The organism is Pedobacter sp. UYEF25 (genome assembly GCF_054061655.1).
Window position 1 is genome coordinate 324,164 of sequence record NZ_JBSSEL010000001.1, and the last position, 21,058, is coordinate 345,221.

Genomic DNA, 21,058 nt, shown 5'->3' on the forward strand with positions numbered 1-21,058 from the left:
AAAATTAAAATTTTTCGAGGAGCAATAAAAGAATGCCAATTTGTTAGACCCTGTTTTTATCGACACAAAAAATAAGATGATAAGCACTTTTTTTACACGCCAATCGAACAGAACATATTTTGCTTTTGGGGTTTTAACAATGCTTTTAGCCGAAACTGCTTTTATAATAGGTTTTTCGGTTAATAGTAAAAGTCCATATATTCTCTTATTAAACCTACTAGCATTGGCGATTGGATCTGTTAATGTTTATTTTTATTTTAACAATTTAATTAATCAAAATCTCAGGCTTAAAGAAGGAATAGGTGGTGGAATAACTTGTATATCCGTAATTATCCCATTTTTATTTTGCTTGAGTATGCTTATTCTTAATTGATAGTTAAAGTTATCGCAAAGATTCTAAGGTTAAAAAAATACTGCGCCTTTATCAACCAAATAGCCTTAAAGAATAGAATGAAACATCTGTTAATTAATGAATAACACCCAAAAAGCCTTCCTCCTTTCAGATATCATCTGCCTGCTTATTGTGTTGGCTTTTCTGTTTTGCTTGCCCAAGAAACTATTCCATTATCCAACTTCTTATGTGATAGAAGCAAGTGATGGAAAGTTGCTAAGCGCATCTATTGCAAGCGATGGACAATGGCGATTTCCAATTGCCGATAGCATCCCACAAAAGTTTAAAGATTGCATAATTGCATTTGAAGATAAGCGATTTTACAATCATATTGGGATAGATTTTTTAGCGCTTGCCAGAGCAACAAGACAAGATATACGCGCTAGAAGTATAGTTAGCGGCGGAAGTACATTGACAATGCAGGTGATGCGCTTATCGCGCAAGCAAGACCGTACCATTAGCCAAAAATTAATAGAAATGATTTGGGCTTTACGATTAGAACTTACAAATTCTAAAAATCAAATTTTAAAATTATATGCGGCAAATGCACCTTTTGGGAGTAATGTGGTTGGTTTAGATGCCGCAAGTTGGCGTTATTATGGCCGAAACCCTAGTCAGCTTTCTTGGGGCGAAATGGCAACGTTGGCCGTGTTACCAAACAGTCCGTCTTTAGTTTTACCGGGCAAAAATGCATCAAAGCTGATTAAGAAGCGAAACGATTTACTAGACAAATTGGCGAAGCTAAAATACATCACACAAGAAACGGCAAACTTAGCTAAGTTAGAACCAGTGCCTGGTAAACCTTTGCCCTTACCGCAAAACGCCCAACATCTTTTAAATCGATTTAAGCAAGAACGTTCGGCACTCAAAGTAAACTCTACACGCATAAAGACGACTGTTGATGAACAACTTCAGCTTAAAATAAACAGCATCGTAAAACGATACAACAATAGATATAGAGCTAACGGAATTAACAACATTGCCGCGTTGGTATTAAACGCGAGAACTGGCGAAGTGGCCAGTTACGTCGGCAACATTTATCAGCCAGAAGACCCGTCTTTAGAAAGTCATGTAGATATGATTAAGGGGCCTAGAAGTCCGGGGAGCACATTAAAGCCCTTTTTATATGCAAGTATGCTTAATGATGGTTTTATCCTGCCAACTACTTTATTGCCAGATATTCCGACGCAAATATCTGGCTACGCGCCCCAAAATTACGATTTGGGCTATGACGGTGCAATCGCAGCCGATAAAGCGCTAAGCAGATCGTTAAATGTTCCGGCCGTTAGAATGTTGCAACAATATAAATACCAGCGGTTTTACGATAAGCTGAAAAAAATGGGTATCGGTACGCTCAACCAACCTGCAGACCATTATGGGCTTTCGCTTATTTTGGGTGGCAGTGAAGTAACCATGTGGGATTTGGCGAACACTTATATGGGCATGGTGAAAACTTTAAATCATTTTAACAGTTATCAAGGCCTTTATAATGCGGCCGATTACGACCAAGCAACGTATATCAAACAAAAACCTAAAGAACCAATTTTAGAAAAATCTTCTTATTTAGATCATGGATCTATTTGGGCGACCTTTAATGCGATGGAAGAATTAATGCGCCCTGGCGACGAGGGTTTATGGCAACAATTTTCTTCTTCTCAACGCATTTCTTGGAAGACAGGAACCAGCTTCGGCTTTCGCGATGCTTGGGCCGTTGGACTAACGCCAGATTACGTGGTTTGTGTTTGGGTTGGAAACGCCGATGGCGAAGGTCGCCCCGGATTGGTTGGCGTAGAAGCTGCCGCACCAGTATTGTTTGATATTTTTAGGCAATTGCCAAATGGAAAGTGGTTTGAAACGCCAAAAACAAAACTTAAAACCATAAAAATATGTAAGCAGAGTGGCTACAAGGCTGGAGAGAATTGCCCAGATGTGATAGATGAACTGGTTCCTTTTGGCGGAGAAAAAACTGGAATTTGTCCTTATCACAAACTTATTCATTTAGATAAAACAGGAACTTATCGGGTAAACGATAATTGCGAAGAAGTGGGAAACATGCAAAATAGAAGTTTTTTCATCCTTCCTCCGGCAATGGAATATTACTATAAAGTGAAGAACGCCGATTACAAACCTCTGCCTCCATTTAAAAATGGCTGCGACATAAACACTTCAACCGCAGCCATGGAACTTATTTATCCCAAAAACCACGCGACAGTTTACATTCCGTTAGAGATTGATGGCACACGTGGGAAAGTGGTATTAAATGCCGCTCATAGAAATCCATTGGCAAAAATTTACTGGCATATAGATGACGAATACATCGCAACGACCACAAATTTTCATCAATTGGCTGTCAGTCCGTCGCCGGGAAGGCACAAACTAACTTTGGTAGATGAAAACGGCGAACGGTTGGAGCAGTATTTTACTATATTGGATAAGGAGCGGAAGGGCAACTGAAAGTTTGTGGTTCATAGTTTTATTTGTGCGCTTTTAACTTGCGCTTGCAAAAGACATTTTATATCTAATACATTAATTTATGAGATACAGTTGGTGATTGTAATTGGGCTAAAATAAATCCATCTTGGTATTTCAATCTTTCAAAAATTACACCTCAAAATCCAAAAACAGATCCACAGATTCATGTTAAATCTCTGTCTTCTTCACTCTTAATTTCCTAACGATTGTACCATAAACGACCAAATATTGGGCGATAAAATAACCAGCGATTACCAAGGCAGAGCTTCCCACTATGGGTTGAACGTATCTATCTAAGGCCCAAACTGTATTCGCAAACAAGAAAAATAACGCCGCATATAAAATCATTTTAAAGCTTAAAAGATTCACTTTATCAAACCGATTGACTGCCAAAATTCCCATGAGGCACAATATCAGCATGTAAAGTAAAACTGCGGGTTGTAGTGGTCCGAGTTGCGGACGTAAATAAAAGAATATTCCGAAACAGAAACCTGTAAAACCAATTATTGCCCAAATTAAATAACTATTTTTTTGTTTGGGATTAGACTTGTGATCAAGTAAAAATGCCCTAATGTAAAATATGTAGCAGATAAACTGCGCAAAAAAGATCGTCGTTTCTAAATATCCTTTTGTTGCAAAAACTACATATAAATCTCCGACGAAGGCACAACATAAGCCAATAAAGATCTGTTTGTGAAATCTACCTGTCAATCGCTCCGCCCGGAAAAGCCAAGCCAGCAACAACACAATAGATAGTGGTTTTGCAATTGCCAATAAGTCGGTATTTTTTAGATAATCTGCAAGAATCGCAGCAAATGTGAGTATCGCAAATAGGATAGAATAAGCTTTATTTTTCATAAATTATATGCGACGGAATTAGTGATCAGCAAATCAAATGTATATTTTATTCGGCATAAATCTCGTTATTCGGAGGGAGGAATGCGGTGCATTTTTACAGTTTCCAAATACAATAAAACCTGATTTAAACAAACGCTTAATTTTTCCTTCAGTTCATGTTCCCAAAAACGCATCACGGTATAGCCCATAAAATTAAGTTGTTGATTCACAAATTGATCGCGCTGCATATTCCTTTCAATTTTTGGGATCCAAAAAGTAGCGTTCGTTTTGATTTTTTGCTTCCGTTCTGCCCAACCGAAGCCATGCCAAAAAATCGCCGTCCACAAAAATAACCAAACGATATTTGTTAATTACGAAATCTAGTTTTCCTAAAATGTGGTTCATATGAGTTCTGTAAAGTACATTATTCGCCCACAATGCATTTCTAAACCGCAGTTCCTGAATCGTATCTTTGGCCTTTATTTTAGCCATAACAGCACTTCGCGCCTTTGATGTGTAAAATCCTGCTTCTTCTTCAAAACTTGGGACTTTTGTTCTGTTTCGCTCTTTAGGTAGGTATAACTTTGACGACATCAATAAAAACAACAGCTAAAAAGACAAATTTGTTCAATAGATTAGTAAATTTCTATCCAAAAACCTTTAGGAATGATAAAGTTATTTTAATTTTGATTTATAGGTTATAACGTAAATACATGCGCTTTATAGGACTTTTTTTCTGGTTAATTTTCGCAATTACCCTTTCAGCTTTTATTTTTTTGAGCATTTTTATTGCGCACCACCCTATCTTCCAAGCAGATATTGCTATTTCAAATTATCTGCAGCAATATCATTCAAATTTACTAGACAATGCAATGTTAGCCGTAAGTTTCTTCGGCGAGTTGCCGTATTCTTTAATATCCGTTATTTTAGCAGCGATTATTTTTTACCTAGCTGATTTCAAAAGAGAAGGTTATTATACTGTAAGCATTTTGAGTTCTGGTTTAGTCATTCTGGTTGTAAAAAACTTGGTCAATCGGCCCAGACCGACAGCGCTTTATGTACGGTTGGTAGGAATCAATCGATTCCAAAGTTTCCCAAGTGGTCATGTACTTTCCTACACCCTCTTTTTTGGGTTTTTACTCATCCTAATGTTTACCCTGAAAGGAATCCAGCCAACCATTAGAAAAGTGCTGATCGCTATCTCTATATTTTACGTTGTAAGTATTCCATTTTCTAGAATTTACCTCGGTGCCCATTGGTTTACAGATGTTTTGGGTGGATTTTTGCTTGGTTTAACTTTACTTTTCCCACTGTGTTATCTTTATTTTAGAGGCAAAAATGACATATGAAGCCACTTCGGCTTTTTAAGTTTTTAATATTCTTTTAAAAAGATTATGAGTCATTTAAGCGCATTGTGCGGTCATCTACTTCATGTTTTTCCACTTAAGGGCAGGCAAGAGTATAACGAATTTGCCATTAGCGCTCGGACCTAATGTCTGTTTTGCGTTAGCGATGTTTGGAAATTTTGCGAGGAACGAACAAAAAGATTGGGAAGGAAAGCGCGACCCTCCTCAGGGAAACGCCCAGATTATTTCTTAACTCCTAAGATTTATTTTAAGATATGTAAATTGATGATTATTTGGGCGCTTTAACACGCTGTCCATTGTATCTTTAATTGGCTTTTAACGGCCAATTAAAGGATGCCATTCCCATCGTTAGCGCACCACTCATTTCGGCTATTTCGGTTAGCGATTGCTTGGAAATACTTTTTGTGAGGAACGAGCCAAAAGATTGCAACGTAAAGCGCGACCCTCTTCAGGGTAACGCCCAAATGATCTAAAAACTTATTAGACTTATTTAAGATCGAGCGTATTAATTATTAGGGCGCTTTTAAGCTTGAGTTAAATCTGTTCCATAAAAAAACGGATTGCAGCCTCGACTACAATCCGTTAAATTATTTGTTATATCAACCTATTTACTAAACTTATAAATAGAACTTGTTTTGTACACTTGTCCTGGTTTCAATTCCGTAGATGGAAACGTCGGTTGGTTTGGACTATCAGGAAAATGTTGAGTCTCCATTGCAAATGCAGTTCTAAAATCGTCTGTTGCACCTCCTTTAAAAGTGTTTTTACTTTGCATAAAATTACCACTATAAAATTGCAAACCAGGTTCTTGAGTGTACACATCCATAACAATTCCAGATTTATCTCCTTTAACAGTGGCAGCGTGATACATACCCATTCCTGCAGTTTTGTTTAATACATAATTGTGGTCATATCCTTTCCCAAAAGCAAGTTGTTCATTTTTATCATTTATGCGTTTACCAATGGTTTCTGGTTTTGTAAAATCAAACGGAGTTCCTGCGACTGCGTCCATTTTTCCTGTCGGAATTAAAGTAGAATCGACTGGCGTGTATTTATCGCCGTAAATAGTTACTGTATGATCTAAAATTGTCCCGCTTCCCTCTCCGTTTAGATTGAAAAAAGCATGATTGGTTAGGTTCACTACTGTTTTTTTATCGGTAGTTGCCACATAATCCATTTCTAATTCATTATCATCATTTAATGTGTAAGTCACTTTTACATCTAAATTGCCAGGAAAATTTTCATCACCATCTTTAGATAAATAATGGAGTTCTATGGCATGGTCGTTTGGCTGTTTAGCATCCCAAACCACATACTGAAAACCTTTTTTACCACCATGTAAAGTGTTCTGACCATTGTTTTTAAAAAGTGAATAGGTTTTCCCATCTAACGTAAACTTGCCCTTGGCAATCCTATTTCCAAATCTGCCGATCGTAGCCCCGAAATAAGGTTCAGTAGATTTTTCATAGTCTGCAACACTTTTAAACCCAACGACTACATCAACTAATTTTCCGTTTTTATCGGGCACTAACAAGCTGACCAATCTGCCTCCAAAGTTGGTAAAAATTGCTTCCGCATTGTTTTTATTCTTTAAAGTGTACAAGCCAACTTGCTTTCCGTCGATTTCTGTTTTAAAAGAATCTGCCATTAATTTTGCCATTTTTACATTGTTAGTTGATGCGCTATCTGCTGATGACGCGTCTTTTTTAGAATTTGATTGACAAGATGCCAACAATAAACCACCTGAAGCAAGCAGGCAGTAAACAAGTTTTAGGTTCATTTCAAAAAGATATTTAGGTTAAAATATAAAATGTAAATGTAACCATAACAATTAAAATAGCAAACAGAAGTTAAACGCCCACTTTTTCGACAAGCATTCTAAAAAATTCCTTTTTCATAAGAAATTGGTATAATTGCATAAAAAGAATACAATGGAACATATAGCTGCAGAAAGTAGATACGAAAAGATGCAATACCGCCGTTGCGGAAAAAGTGGTTTAATGCTTCCAAGAATGTCCTTAGGCCTTTGGCACAACTTTGGTTTTGTGAATGATTACGACAACAGTAAAAATATTATTTTTACCGCTTTCGATCATGGAATTACGCATTTCGACTTAGCAAATAATTATGGTCCGCCTCCGGGATCTGCTGAAACGGTTTTTGGCAGGATTTTAAAAGAAAACTTGTCAGCTTATCGCGATGAAATAATTATTTCTAGCAAAGCGGGATATACTATGTGGGATGGTCCTTACGGCGATTGGGGTTCGAAAAAATATTTAGTTTCTAGCTTAGACCAGAGTTTAAAAAGATTGGGGATAGATTATGTAGACATATTTTATCATCACCGCCCAGATCCGGAAACACCTTTGCAGGAAACCATGGATACGCTAAGTTTGATGGTGCAGCAAGGTAAGGCGCTTTATGTTGGTATTTCCAATTATGAAGCCGGCGAGGCAAAGAAAGCCATAGATATACTTAAAAAAAACGGAACACCTTGCCTCATACACCAGCCCAAATATTCTATGTTTGAACGTTGGGTTGAAGATCAATTGCTTGACGTACTTGAGGAAAGCGGCGTAGGTTGCATACCCTTTTCGCCATTGGCCCAAGGCTTACTAACCAATAAATATCTAAAAGGCATTCCGGAAGATTCTAGAATAGCGACGAGCGGCGTTTTCTTAAAGGAAAGCAATTTAACTCCCGAAGTATTGGCGAAAATCTCAAGACTAAACGAACTTGCGCAATCTCGAGGCCAAGATCTAGCACAAATGGCGTTGTCGTGGATTTTGAAAGACGATCGCATTACTTCAGTACTTATTGGCGTAAGCAAACCCGAACAAGTGCTTGACTCGGCAAAAGCTATAAAAAACATCATTTTCAGCGCGGATGAATTAGATCAAATCGATAAAATTTTAGGCTAATTTGTATCTTAAGAACTAGACTGAGTGGCAAGAGCAAACAAATCAATTTATAGCGCTTTAGCTGCAAATTTGCTTATCGCGATAACTAAATTTGTGGCCGGTGCTTTTACAAGTAGCTCTTCCATGATTGCTGAAGGAATTCATTCCACAGTTGATACAAGTAACTAGATCTTATTGCTATATGCGTTAAAAAAAAGTAAGAGACCAGCAGATGAAACTCGTCCATTCGGCTACGGCAAGGAGCTTTATTTCTGGTCGTTCATAGTTGCTATAATGATTTTTGCCTTGGGTGGAGTGGTTTCTATTACCCAAGGCATTTACCACATTTTGAATCCCGAAGAATTAAAAAATCCTACTTGGAATTACATCGTTTTAGCGCTTTCGTTGATATTTGAAGGCAGTTCCCTTCTTATTGCGTTAAAAGAATTTAATCAAACACGTAGAGGTGTTGACTGGTGGAAAGCTTTTAAGAATAGTAAAGATCCATCTGGATTTCTTGTTATTTTTGAAGACGGCGCGGCAGTTCTTGGTCTGCTTTTTGTATTTATCTTGATGCTTTTAAGTCATCATTTTAAAATGCCTTGGCTAGATGGTCTGGCCTCTTTAATGGTTGGTGTTTTACTCGTTTTGGTAAGTATAATTTTAGGCAGAGAGAATAGAAGTTTGCTCATGGGCGAAGGCTTATCTAAGAAAATACAGGAACAGGTAAAAATAACAGTTGGTAAAGACAAAAGCGTGTTAGCTGTTAGGAGGCTTTTATCAACTTATCAATCTCCCAACGAGGTGTTGCTTGTGCTTAGCGTTGATTTTAACAATGACATGAAAACGCAGGAGATTGAGTTGAGCGTAGCAAGAATAAAAAATCTCTTAAAGAAGGAATTCGATGTAATTAAGCACGTAGTTATAGAACCTTCTTCGTCCTCTTTCGATAATTAACGATATTCTATTAATCGATAAATTAGATAGAATTTCTCCGCATCAGAACTGATAATTAAGATGTAACTATTTAGAAAGCAAACCTATAACTACATTCGTTCGGGCGCATTTATTCCAAGAATTGACAAACCCGCGTGGAGTACATCCGCTGTTTTTTTACAAAGATTGAGCCTAAATCGCTGTACTTCTTGTTCTTCGGTTTTTATGATAGGAGGCACATCGTGATAGAATTTGTTAAATAATTTCGCCAACTCGTATAAATAATTGGCTAAACTTGCAGGACTATGCGCGAGTGCCGCAGTTTCTACTTCTGCGGGGTATTTGGCTAACAAAATAATCATATCGAGTTCTACCTCCCCTAGACCAGAAAGCTTTGAATCTAATTTAGCTTTTTTGTAACCAGCTTTTAATAAGAGAGATTTTATCCTGGCGTGCGTGTATTGAATAAACGGCCCCGTATTGCCTTGAAAATCTATACTTTCCGCAGGATTAAAAAGAAGTCGTTTTTTTGGCTCAACTTTTAGCAGGAAGTACTTTAAGGCACCAAGACCAATTCTTTTGTAGAGCTCTTCTTTTTCCTGCTCGTTAAAATCATTTATCTTTCCAAGCTCAATTGATTTCTCTCTGGCGGTCTCGACCATGCTTTCTATCAATTCATCCGCATCGACTACCGTACCTTCCCTACTTTTCATTTTTCCGTTCGGTAAATCAACCATGCCATAAGACAGATGATAAAGTCCATTTGCCCAACTCTTACCAAGCTTGTGCAAAATAAGAAAGAGCACTTTAAAATGATAATCTTGCTCATTACCGACTACATAAATCGATTCATCCATGCCAAAATCATCATATTTCATTTTAGCAGTTCCTAAATCTTGGGTAATGTAAACCGAGGTGCCATCTGCCCTTAGTACCAACTTTTGGTCGAGTCCTTCTGCCGTTAAATCAATCCAAACCGACCCATCGTCTTTTTTAAAAAAAACACCTTTTCTTAGACCTTCTTCTACCGTATCCTTTCCCAGTAAATAGGTGCTGCTTTCAAAATAATACTTGTCAAATTCTACTCCTAGGTTTTTATAAGTGATTGCGAAGCCTGCATAGACCCACTCATTCATCATGTTCCAAAGCTGCATCACTTCTACATCATTAGCTTCCCATTTTTGCAACATTTGCTGTGCTTCTACAATGAGTTGCGCAGTTTTCTTGGCCTGCTCTTCGTCTACACCAGCTAATTTTAACTGTTCTATTTGCTTTTTGTATTCTTGATCAAAAATGACGTAATATTTTCCGACCAAATGATCTCCTTTTATCCCTGTACTTTCGGGTGTTTCGCCGTTTCCCCACTTTTGCCAAGCTAGCATAGACTTACAAATGTGTATCCCTCGGTCGTTTACCAGATTTACCTTTATTACTTCATAACCGTAAGCTTCTAATAATTTAGAGACGGAATAACCTAGTAAATTATTTCTGACGTGCCCCAAATGAAGCGGTTTGTTGGTGTTTGGCGAAGAATACTCGACCATTATTTTCTTTCCATTTGAAGGAAATTTACCGAAATCATCCTCAGATATCACTTCAGTAAAATGTTTTAAAAAAAAATCTTCGCTTAAGGAGAGGTTAAGAAATCCCTTTACAACATTAAAATCTGTAATTTCAGCGACATTATTTTTCAAGTATTCGCCAATCTCGTTACCTGTTTGTTCTGGAGATTTTTTAGAAAAACGCGTGATAGGAAAAACCACCACAGTAACCTGTCCATCAAACTCTTTGCGGGTATCTGTTATGTTGATTAAACTTGGGGAAACATCCTCTTGGTAAAGTTCTAATACAGCGTTGTGCGTTGCATCGTAAATAAAATCCATGTGTCAAAAGTAGCTAAAAACGCTTAGCTAAAAAAGACACATTTAACTTAGAACCGACATACTTCGCATTTTAATCAGAAAAATTGATTTACTTTTATTTTTTGAACAACCAAAATAGTGACCTTAACCAAATAGTGCTATTTATTGGAATTTGGTTTTTGCGAATTCGAGGACAGACGTTTAGAGCCGTCTTATCCTGTAGAAACTTTGGTTGGTCTCACTAACTTATATGAATTGATATGTCAAACATGGATAAAAAAATCGAAACTGTGAATGTAATGAGTGAAGTTGGCCGCTTGCGTAAGCTGCTCATTCACAGCCCAGATAGCGGATTGGGGAAAGTTGTGCCCTCGAAGGCGCAAGATTGGCTTTTTGAAGACATTGTACATTTAGATACCATTAGAAGAAAAGAATATGATTACTATTTGAAGCTACTGATGTATTTTTTAGATCCTGCTAAAATTAAGGGGAAGTTGGCATCAATAGATGCTCCGTCTGCCAAGCGGGCTTTCTATAAACCAAAAAGCCCCGATTTCCATCACTCAAATTCTGTAATAGAAATTCAGACGCTGTTGAGTGAAATATTGCAGATGGAATCTATCAAAAAAAAGCTTGTTGCCGCAGTTTGCGCAATTGAAGGAATTACCTATAAAGTGCAATTGGAGTTGATCGACACAGATTCCGAGCAACTTGCAGAAATTTTAATTTCGGGTACTCTTGCCAACGACACGATGATTTTTGCCCCGATTCCAAACTTAATTTTTACGAGAGATGTTGGCACAACCATCAATAATTTCATTCTCATAAATAAGCCTGCGAAAAAAGCTCGGGTTAGAGAAACGCTATTAATGAGGTATATCTTCTTCAATCATGCATTATTCGAAGCTTATCGTGATTTTGTTTTAGAAATACCTGATGTAACCATGCACTTTTTACGGCCGGGCGACGAACCAGCTTTTAGCACCACTTTAGAAGGCGGCGATGTGATGGTGGTTGCGCCAAACCATGTATTGATTGGTTGCAGTGAAAGAACATCCGAGCATGGGGCAAATGAAGCAATTAAATTACTCTTCGACAATAATGTGGTAGAAAAAGTTACTGTAGTGAAGATTCCCAGCAAACGAGATTACATGCATTTGGATACCGTTTTTACGCAAGTGAAACGAAATACATGGATTATTTTAAATTCCATAGCGCATTCTCCGAAGTACAATTCGCTAGAACCTATAAATTTTTTAAAGGAGCCCGAAAGACTAGAGGCAACAACTGCAATTCAATTTACAAAATCAAACCCCGGCAAACCGAAAGTTTTTCAAAATGTTGAAGCCTTGCTTAACGACATTAGTCAGAACGATTTAAAAAGCACCGAACCGACGAAAATTATTTACAGCGGGAATAATTCTTTCCCTTATGATTCTAGAGAGCAATGGACAGATTCTTGCAACCTGCTCGCGCTGAAAGAAGGCGTGGTAGTTGGCTATGATAGAAATGATAAGACCGTGGAAGCTTTTAAAGACGCAGGATTCGATGTTGTAAAGGTTAGAGATTTGATTAATGACTTAGAATCTGGCAAAGTTGATGTGGAAACCATTAAAGACACGCTTATTTTAATGCCTTCGGCCGAATTATCCCGTGCCCGTGGCGGTTTTCATTGTATGAGCATGCCCCTTTTAAGAGATCGCCTAGAAGATTTGTCAAAAATACACCACTAATTCAAACGTAAAAAATATGCCTGCAACCAGTAACATCCTAATGATTCGCCCGGTAGACTTTAAGTTCAACAAGCTAACGGCCGTGAATAACATGTTCCAAGAGAAATCAGACCATAGTAAAGTCCAGGAGTTTGCACTGCAAGAATTTGATGGGTATGTTTCGATGCTTCGAAAAAATGGCGTAAATGTGTTGGTGGTTGACGACACGCTAAAGCCAGAATCACCAGATTCTATTTTTCCAAACAACTGGATATCGATGCATAAAGACGGGGAATTAATTTTGTACCCAATGTTTTCGCCAAATCGCCGGGTGGAGCGGCGCGCGGATATTGTAAATCTGCTGAGGGAGAAGTTTTATGTTAAAAAAGTAATAGATCTAAGCTTCTACGAAGCCGAAAGTTTATATTTAGAAGGCACAGGAAGTTTAGTGCTCGATCGTAAAAACAAACTCGCCTATGCTTGTCTTTCTGTAAGGACAAGTGAAAGAGTAATTGAAGATTTTTGTACGGAAACAGACTATAAAGCCATCGTCTTTCATGGATTGGATCAAGACCTTGTTCCCATTTATCACAGCAATGTGATGATGTGTATAGCAGATGATTTCGCCGTGATTTGCTCAGCCGCAATTGCCGACAAAGAGGAAAGAAAAAAAGTGATTGAAAGCTTAAGCAATTTAGGTAAAGAAATTATTGAAATTACGTTTGATCAAATGAATAAATTTGCCGGTAATGTGCTGCAAATCAAGAATGAAGATGAAGAAAAGTTAATTGTAATGTCCGAACAAGCCTTTAAAATTTTAAATAAAGAACAGCTCACTAAACTGAAAAATTTTGGCCGAATTATTTACGCTCCCCTTTACACGATAGAAAAAAATGGCGGCGGGAGCGCTCGATGCATGTTAGCAGAAATTTTTCTTCCCAAGTTATTAAAATAATGTAAGGCCTCTCTAAGATTGATAAATGGCAATTACTTCGACCAGCTCGATAATATTTTTAACCTTTAATTTCTGAAATAACCTGAGTTTATAGGTGCTCACAGTTCCCATTTGGAGCTTAAGATTCTTAGAAATATCCAATACTCCAAACCCTTTTACCAGCAACTCTGCCACCTCTAACTCTCTTGCAGAAAGTTTCGTAAATGGTGGTTTCTGTGTGGTTCCAAAAGCACTGTTAAACATGTGTTCTTTAATAGTGGTACTAGAATATCTACTTCCGGCCAAGACGGTGGTCAGCGCAGCTATAATTTCACCTTCTGGTGCATTTTTAGATAAATAGCCTGCGGCACCATGTTGAAGATAAGTCATCGCATAGATACTCTCATTTAGCGTAGAAAAAACTAAGATCTTTGCCGCGCTCTGCGCGTCTAAAATCCGCCTGAGCAGTTTCACCCCTTGAGCATCGGGAAAAGTAACTTCTGTAATAATTACCGTGGGTTTTTTCTTAACCTCAACCATCAGTTCAGTTATCGTTTTTGCTTGACGGATAACTGCCCCAGGCCAAAAATCTGTTAAAAGATTTTTTAGTCCTCGTAAAACTATCTCCTGATCGTCGGCGATTAAGATTATTAACCTATTTAGATTTGTTCGCTTGCTCATCTAAGTTGTGGATCTTCAAGACCCTCAATTTTTATTGTGTAACGTATTCGCACCCAAATATCTAAATTAAAATTTCGCTTTCAACAAATAGAAAATACTGTTGGAAAAGTCTATTTTACCACACTAAATTAGCTTAAATTAATCAATCTTAATAATAAATTTTAAATTTTATTTGCTGCTCTGACTTCGCTTGGATGACCTATTTATGAGCACTTAAAAAAAACGGAACCGTTGCGAAAAATTGATTTTTTCGTTGGACATCAAAACCCAATTATATCCCGAGAAATTATTATTTCCGACCATAAAAAATATTATTTTTCTCTACACTAAGGCCAAAGAGAGCAAAATCGTATTTAACTGGGTCATTCGGGTCGAACGCCCGCAGGCGATTGGTTAACTCTACAGCAGTATACCAATCTGCGTGCTTTCGGTCTATCAATCCAAGCATTCGGGCAGTTCTATCAACATGTAAATCAAAAGGACAAATTAAGCTCGCCTGATTTAGCTTGTTCCAGATTCCAAAATCTACTCCTTTCGAGTCTTTTCTTACCATCCAACGTAAAAACATATTTAGCCTTTTACAAGTAGATTTTTGCCGTGGCGAAGAAACATGTTTTACGGTTCTTGGGGGATAATCTTCCAAAGAGAAAAAGTATTGTCTGAAATGATTTAAGGCATCTTCAATGGAATAGACGAGTTCACTGCTTAAACATACACTTTCCATCTGAGAGGTTAAGCGGTGGTGCACTTTACTTTCCAAATAACCATCTAAATATTTTCCGCTTTGCGGGATAAAAGCATCTTCTAAACTAGTTGAGTGCGAAAAATGAAACTTAAAAAACGAGATGAAATAAAGTAAATCGGTGTCGTTGAAAGTTCGATGTTTGAAATTTAACAAACCTTTTAGATCGACATCTCTGTGATTCACCACAAAATCGAAGGGAGAATAATCCATCCGATTTAGCAGATCATGGCATTTGCCGATAATTGTTTTTCGCTGTCCCCAAGCAAAAATCGCAGCAAAAAAGCCAGCGATTTCAATATCTTGCTTATTATTAAACAAGTGCGGAATGCAAATTGGATCGTTCACAATAAACTCTGGCCTATTGTACCGATCAACTTTTTCGTCGAGAAAATTTTTTAGTGTTAAAAAGTCCAAAGCTTAGCGCTTTTCAAATTTTTCAAACGCAAAAACGCTACTTCAATGCGTTTTCTAAATCTGCTAGTAAATCTTGAATGTCTTCTACGCCCACGCTGAGTCTCAGTAAATTATCGGTTACACCTACCTTCTCTCTTTCCTCTTTTGGAATGGAACCATGCGTCATTGAGGCAGGGTGGTTTATTAATGATTCTACACCTCCCAAAGATTCGGCCAAGGTAAAAACACTAAAGTTTGAAGCAATTCTAAATGTTTCTGCTAAATCTGCATTTTTCAAGCTTATCGAAACCATTCCTCCAAAGCCACGCATCTGCTTTTTAGCAACCTCATGGTTTGGATGATCTTCAAAACCAGGCCAGTAAATTTTATCAATCTTTGGATGGTTTTTCAGATATTGAGCAACTTTCTCTCCATTTGCACAATGCGCTTGCATACGCAAGTGTAACGTTTTAATTCCTCTTAATACCAAAAAGCAATCTTGGGGACCAGGTGTAGCGCCACAAGCATTGTAAACAAACCAAAGTTTATCATACAACTCTTTATTATTGGTTACCAACGCACCCATAACCACATCACTATGGCCTGCAATGTATTTTGTAACGGAATGCATCACTACATCAGCACCCAAATCTAGCGGATTTTGCAAATATGGAGAAGCAAATGTATTGTCGACGGCAAATAGTAAATTATGTGCTTTCGCAAATCTGGCCACTCCGGCGATATCAACAATTTGCATGGTTGGATTGGTCGGAGTTTCTACCCAAACCATTTTAGTGTTTGCATTTACGTAAGGCAATATATTTTCAGGCTTAGATAAATCTATAAAATGAAACTTTATTCCATAATTGGCAAAAACCTTAGTAAATATTCGGTAGGACCCTCCGTATAAATCATTTCCTGTAATGACTTCGTCGCCCGGAAGCAGTAATTTCATTACAGCATCTATTGCACCCATTCCGCTACTAAAAGCCAAACCATAGGTTCCATTTTCTAAAGCTGCAATGCAATCTTCTAAAGCCTTGCGTGTTGGATTTGTTCCTCTAGAATATTCATAGCCCTTGTTATCTCCGGGAGACTTTTGCCAGTAAGTGGATGTTTGATAGATTGGGGTCATTACTGCCCCGGTTGTAGGATCTGGATGTTGTCCTGCATGTATTGCTTTGGTTCCAAACTTCATAATTTTATATTTTTTGTGAAAACCGAGTACCTTGTATTTCGGTAATTAGTAGGCTTAATTAATTTCCGCACTGATAGATTAACATTTTTTTACCCGAGCTTTAAGGTTATTCTATTTCCTTTTATTTTAATAAGCTCTTGCAAACAGCACCCTCTGTGTGGACGGCGCTCCGGAATAAATGCAAATCCCATCTTCTAACATATTATTTAGTGGTATACAACGTATTGTGGCTTTCGTTTCTTCTTTAATTTTTTGTTCGGTTTCTGCACTGCCATCCCAATGCGCGGAAATGAATCCTGCTTTTTCATCAAGCAATCTTTTAAATTCTTCGTAACTGTCGGCTTTTGTAATATGGCTATCTCTAAAATTTAAAGCCTTGTTGTACATATTTGTTTGTATTTCATCAAGCAGCCGCACAATGTATTCATCTAGATTGGCTTGGGGTACGGTTTGTTTCTCTTTGGTATCTCTACGCGCGATTTCCACTTCTTGATTTTTCATATCCCGTGCGCCAATGGCAATTCTAACAGGGACACCTTTTAGCTCGTATTCTGCAAACTTAAAACCCGGTCTTTGTGTATCTCTGTTGTCAAACTTTACAGAAACATTTGCTAACTTCAGTTTTTCAGTAAGAGATTTTGCAAAGTCCGAGATTTCTTCCAATTCCTCATCTGTTTTATAAATTGGAACGATTACAACTTGTGTAGGTGCCAACTTTGGTGGTATAATTAACCCACTATCATCGCTATGCGCCATAATAAGCGCGCCCATCAACCGAGTAGACACGCCCCAAGAGGTTGCCCAGACATAATCTAATTTTCCATCTCTACCCGTAAATTTCACATCAAAAGCTTTTGCAAAATTTTGCCCTAAAAAATGGGATGTTCCAGCCTGCAATGCCTTTCCATCTTGCATTAATGCCTCTACGCAATAGGTTTCCAACGCGCCAGCAAAACGTTCATTTGGCGACTTTAGACCTCTGATTACCGGTACGGCCATGTAGTTTTCCAGAAAATCTGCATAAACGTGCAGCATTCTTTCTGTTTCCTCTATGGCCTCTTGCGCCGTTGCATGCGCGGTATGTCCTTCTTGCCATAAAAATTCAGCGGTACGCAAAAATAATCGAGTACGCATTTCCCACCTAACTACATTCGCCCATTGATTAATTAGTAAAGGTAAATCTCTATAAGATTGAATCCACCCCCGATAGGTATTCCAAATTATGGTTTCTGAGGTTGGCCTAACAATAAGTTCTTCTTCTAATTTGGCTGTTTCATCAACAACGATATTTCCATTTCCATCGTTTTTAAGTCGGTAATGAGTTACTACTGCACACTCGGTAGCAAAGCCTTCTACATGAGAAGCTTCTTTACTAAAAAAGGATTTTGGAATAAAGAGTGGGAAATAAGCGTTGCTGTGCCCAGTATCTTTAAACATTTTGTCTAAAACAGCCTGCATTCTTTCCCAAATTGCATATCCATTTGGCTTAATAACCATACAGCCACGAACTGCAGAGTGCTCTGCCAAATCTGCCTTAATCACGATATCATTATACCACTGCGAATAATCTGTCGCACGGTTTGTAACTTCTTTGCTCATATACGGTTTTGGAACGTAATTTGTGTATAAAACAGTGTAAATTATAGTCGCAAATCTATAACTTTATGTGTAAAAAACACCATTATACATTTTAAAACTAATTCTACAGTTTTCTGACGTTGATCGAGAAATAAAATCGTATATTGTAATGACTTCGGTTCTTTAGACACACACAACATTAAATATAAACACAAATGAAATCAATTAATTTTTTAAAAATTGCGTTGATTGCCACTGCTGGGATGGTGGCTTCCTGCGCAGCACCTAAGTTGGCCAATAACTCGACCACGGATGATGTTTACAACACCACAGCAAAGGCTCAAGAGGTAGTTTATTCGCCTGTACCTGATCAATCTGCTGCCGTTTACGATGATGGTTACTACGGAACCAGCAACCCATACTTGGATATGGACTATGCCTCTAGAATAAACAGATTTTCTAATGGATATGCTTGGCAGTCTTATTATGATCCGTATTTTAGCAATTCATATTATGGAAATTCTTTCTATGGAAACTCTTTCTATGGAAACTCCTTTGGTTATGGATTGGGATGGAACTCAGGATTTGGTTTAAACTATGGCCTGGGTTATTACGGAGGCATTTGGAATAACCCCTTCTATTACGGAAGCTATTTTGGAAGTCCTTTTTATGGTTATAATTCTTGGGGACCTTATTCCTATTATGACTCGTTTGGACGTGGCGGCGGATATTACGGATATGGTGGAGGGTATTATGGAGGAGGCATTTACTCGAACAATCAAAATGCTAGACCAAGACCAAGTCGTGGTGGAGAAAACCAAGCGGCATATAGCGGAGACAATAGAGGAAGAACTGGTGTTGTGCCTGCTGGTAATTATGGTAGACCCGCACTCGACGCAACGGGTAGACCTGAACGAGGTTCTGGAAACAACACTTATGCCCAACCAAATCGTACAGGCGCTAGACCTACTCGAGGCGAAGTGAGCAGGCCTCAAACTCAAGAAAGCAGGCCACAGCCTCAAAGCCAGCCATCTAGCAGACCGGAACGGGGAAGCTATAGCCCTCCTCCATCGTCACCAAGTCCTTCATCAGGCGGCGGCGGCGGTGGCGGCGGCGGAAGACCTTCTAGAGGCGGCGGCAGATAATTATCTTTTAACACACACTTGAAATGAATATAAAAACAGTATTAATTGCGGCGGGCATAGTGCTCGCCAGCAATTCTTTATATGCTCAATACACCGCAGATGCATTGCGTTTTTCTCAGCCTGAACAAGGCTCTACTGCACGTTTTAAAGGCATGGGAAATGCGCAGACAGCATTGGGTGGCGACATTAGTTCGCTTTCATCAAACCCCGCAGGTTTGGGGTTCTTCACAAAATCAGAGTTTAGTTTCACACCCGAATTTAATAACTTTAAGGTTGGATCTTCTTATCTGAATACAAACGCTGATGCTAGTCAGAGTAAAGCCGGCATCAACCAGATAGGAGCCGTATTTTATTCTCCAACTAAAAGATTGAAGGGTAGTGATGTAAATAGCGGATGGGTGAGTCTTAATTTTGGGATTGGCTATAATAAAACCAATAATTTTAACTCAAAGATTAATTATGGGGGGACCAATCCCAACAGTTCAATAGCGGATTATTTTGCAGATCAGTCCACGTTAAATTATGGTACGAAGACCGGTCCTAACGGAAGCGCAGATTTCTTTGATGCTGGTTCGTTAGAACAAATGGCGTACAAAAACTTTCTTACTGAGTATAACGCTGGTGGCTATTTCCCAACCACTCAACTTAATAATTTGCAGAATTTTAGTGTAATAAACACCGGCTCTCAATCGGAAGTCAATTTGGGTGTAGCAGGAAATTATAGCAACAAACTTTATTTTGGAGCTTCGTTAGGTTTTGCAAATATTGATTTTACTTCTGACAAATTATACAGTGAAAGTGGACTGACTAAAACTTTTCCTGGCCAACAAGCAGACTTTTTAAATGGGAGTTACAACCTCGCCTATAGATCGTTTCAAGATACCAAGGGAAGTGGATTTAACGCTAAAGTTGGATTGATTTACAAACCGGTCGACGCGTTGCGTTTAGGATTAAGTTTCATTTCTCCGACTTGGTATAGTCTTACAGACAGATATTCGGAAGGCCTGAACACTGGGTATAGCAAACAGGACGGCACGGTAATTCCAGAATATAAAAATGCAGATCAATCCTACGACCAGAACTACAACTTAAGAACTCCGTACCGAGTAAATGGAGGCGTGTCTTATATTGTTGCAAATGCTGCAATTCTTACGGCCGATGTTGAGTATGTGGATTATAGCAGTATCAAATTTACGGCAGGTGGCGGAGAGTTGGAAAGAAATACAAATAGGGCAATTTCCGATTCTTATAAGGGCAATTTGAACTATCGCGTAGGTGCAGAAGTGAAAGTTGCTAGCCAGTTTATGCTGCGTGGAGGGTACAATTATGCTTCGTCTCCTTATAAAAATATTGATGTAAACACACAAGCTGTTAGTGGAGGCGTTGGTTTTAGATTTGACAATTATTATCTTGATGCGACATACAGACATTCGATGTATAACAGCACAAACTCTCCATACGTCATTTCGAGTGGGTATGCAGACTTTGCCACTACAGGTAGCGGATCTACTGCTGATCTTAAAAATACTGCAGACAATGTATACTTGACTTTAGGCGTGCGATTTTAGACTTAAACTTTTCTCTAAATCTGTATGAAATATTTAAATGCCCCAAAGTTATATTGCTATGGGGCATTTTATGTTATTTGAAGGATACTAAATACTCTTATGGATCGGAGAATTAACAAAGTCTTAATTAGAGGGTTAATGATTAAACTCTGAAAATATTGAAATTTTGATGCGAATAAATGATAGGATAGATGAATGTTAGCTTCAGTTAGAAAACACAACTGAATGGAATTAAGCCGCTAAAAATGGCTGACAAACTTTTAACTGGAATGATTGTTGTGGTTTAATAAGGTCAACAATAAGCCTGCAAAGTTTACATTTCCAATATTTTAACTTTTA

Annotated in this window: 16 protein-coding genes and 1 pseudogene; 8 read left to right on the forward strand and 9 right to left on the reverse strand. The window is 38.2% G+C overall.

Annotation, left to right across the window (positions count from 1 at the left end; translation table 11 throughout):
- The first annotated feature begins 469 nt into the window (after positions 1-469).
- Positions 470-2,845 (forward strand): penicillin-binding protein 1C, encoded by a 2,376-nt coding sequence (gene pbpC / locus ACVWYG_RS01250; protein WP_457268310.1) that lies wholly within the window; start codon positions 470-472, stop codon positions 2,843-2,845.
- Between the two features lie 186 nt (positions 2,846-3,031).
- On the opposite strand, the gene ACVWYG_RS01255 is transcribed toward pbpC, so the two are convergent.
- The 3 genes from ACVWYG_RS01255 to ACVWYG_RS01265 all read right to left on the reverse strand — a co-directional run bounded on the left by ACVWYG_RS01255 (position 3,032) and on the right by ACVWYG_RS01265 (position 4,294).
- The gene (locus tag ACVWYG_RS01255; RefSeq protein WP_457268311.1) at positions 3,032-3,721 is read right to left on the reverse strand and encodes a lysoplasmalogenase; all 690 of its coding nucleotides are present in this window, start codon (positions 3,719-3,721) and stop codon (positions 3,032-3,034) included.
- 65 nt (positions 3,722-3,786) lie between these two features.
- Entirely contained in the window at positions 3,787-3,948 is a 162-nt protein-coding gene (locus tag ACVWYG_RS01260) for a DUF559 domain-containing protein (protein ID WP_457268312.1), read from the reverse strand.
- Between the two features lie 7 nt (positions 3,949-3,955).
- Positions 3,956-4,294: a hypothetical protein gene (locus ACVWYG_RS01265; RefSeq protein WP_457268313.1), complete on the reverse strand. Its 339-nt coding sequence runs from the start codon at positions 4,292-4,294 to the stop codon at positions 3,956-3,958.
- A gap of 182 nt (positions 4,295-4,476) precedes the next feature.
- Between ACVWYG_RS01265 and ACVWYG_RS01270 the strand changes: the two genes are divergently transcribed.
- Entirely contained in the window at positions 4,477-5,049 is a 573-nt protein-coding gene (locus ACVWYG_RS01270; protein ID WP_457268314.1) for a phosphatase PAP2 family protein, read from the forward strand.
- Positions 5,050-5,671: 622 nt separating this feature from the next.
- Here ACVWYG_RS01270 and ACVWYG_RS01275 read toward each other — a convergent pair.
- Positions 5,672-6,847: an aldose epimerase family protein gene (locus tag ACVWYG_RS01275; protein WP_457268315.1), complete on the reverse strand. Its 1,176-nt coding sequence runs from the start codon at positions 6,845-6,847 to the stop codon at positions 5,672-5,674.
- A 151-nt stretch (positions 6,848-6,998) separates the two neighbouring features.
- Here ACVWYG_RS01275 and mgrA point away from each other — a divergent pair, with 151 nt between their 5' ends.
- Entirely contained in the window at positions 6,999-7,988 is a 990-nt protein-coding gene (gene mgrA / locus ACVWYG_RS01280) for an L-glyceraldehyde 3-phosphate reductase (RefSeq protein ID WP_457268316.1), read from the forward strand.
- Between the two features lie 24 nt (positions 7,989-8,012).
- Positions 8,013-8,924, forward strand: a pseudogene (locus ACVWYG_RS01285) (cation diffusion facilitator family transporter).
- 89 nt (positions 8,925-9,013) lie between these two features.
- Here ACVWYG_RS01285 and argS read toward each other — a convergent pair.
- Positions 9,014-10,786, reverse strand: a complete 1,773-nt coding sequence (gene argS / locus ACVWYG_RS01290; RefSeq protein ID WP_457268317.1) for an arginine--tRNA ligase — start codon at positions 10,784-10,786, stop codon at positions 9,014-9,016.
- Positions 10,787-11,034: 248 nt separating this feature from the next.
- On the opposite strand from argS, the gene ACVWYG_RS01295 reads away from it, so the two are divergent.
- Positions 11,035-12,498, forward strand: a complete 1,464-nt coding sequence (locus ACVWYG_RS01295) for an arginine deiminase family protein (protein ID WP_457268318.1) — start codon at positions 11,035-11,037, stop codon at positions 12,496-12,498.
- A 16-nt stretch (positions 12,499-12,514) separates the two neighbouring features.
- Positions 12,515-13,432 (forward strand): citrulline utilization hydrolase CtlX, encoded by a 918-nt coding sequence (gene ctlX / locus ACVWYG_RS01300; protein ID WP_457268319.1) that lies wholly within the window; start codon positions 12,515-12,517, stop codon positions 13,430-13,432.
- A gap of 12 nt (positions 13,433-13,444) precedes the next feature.
- Here ctlX and ACVWYG_RS01305 read toward each other — a convergent pair whose 3' ends face one another.
- The 4 genes from ACVWYG_RS01305 to proS form a co-directional block, all read right to left on the reverse strand.
- A complete protein-coding gene (locus ACVWYG_RS01305) occupies positions 13,445-14,092 on the reverse strand; it encodes a response regulator (RefSeq protein ID WP_457268320.1) in 648 nt (215 codons plus the stop codon).
- A 289-nt stretch (positions 14,093-14,381) separates the two neighbouring features.
- Positions 14,382-15,251, reverse strand: a complete 870-nt coding sequence (locus ACVWYG_RS01310; protein ID WP_457268321.1) for a TIGR02757 family protein — start codon at positions 15,249-15,251, stop codon at positions 14,382-14,384.
- Between the two features lie 37 nt (positions 15,252-15,288).
- The gene (locus ACVWYG_RS01315) at positions 15,289-16,431 is read right to left on the reverse strand and encodes a cystathionine gamma-synthase (RefSeq protein ID WP_457268458.1); all 1,143 of its coding nucleotides are present in this window, start codon (positions 16,429-16,431) and stop codon (positions 15,289-15,291) included.
- 123 nt (positions 16,432-16,554) lie between these two features.
- Positions 16,555-18,027 (reverse strand): proline--tRNA ligase, encoded by a 1,473-nt coding sequence (proS, locus tag ACVWYG_RS01320; protein WP_457268322.1) that lies wholly within the window; start codon positions 18,025-18,027, stop codon positions 16,555-16,557.
- A gap of 194 nt (positions 18,028-18,221) precedes the next feature.
- Between proS and ACVWYG_RS01325 the strand changes: the two genes are divergently transcribed.
- Both ACVWYG_RS01325 and ACVWYG_RS01330 read left to right on the forward strand, forming a co-directional pair.
- Positions 18,222-19,151: a hypothetical protein gene (locus ACVWYG_RS01325; RefSeq protein ID WP_457268323.1), complete on the forward strand. Its 930-nt coding sequence runs from the start codon at positions 18,222-18,224 to the stop codon at positions 19,149-19,151.
- Positions 19,152-19,174: 23 nt separating this feature from the next.
- Positions 19,175-20,719 (forward strand): OmpP1/FadL family transporter, encoded by a 1,545-nt coding sequence (locus ACVWYG_RS01330; protein ID WP_457268324.1) that lies wholly within the window; start codon positions 19,175-19,177, stop codon positions 20,717-20,719.
- Positions 20,720-21,058: the final 339 nt, after the last annotated feature.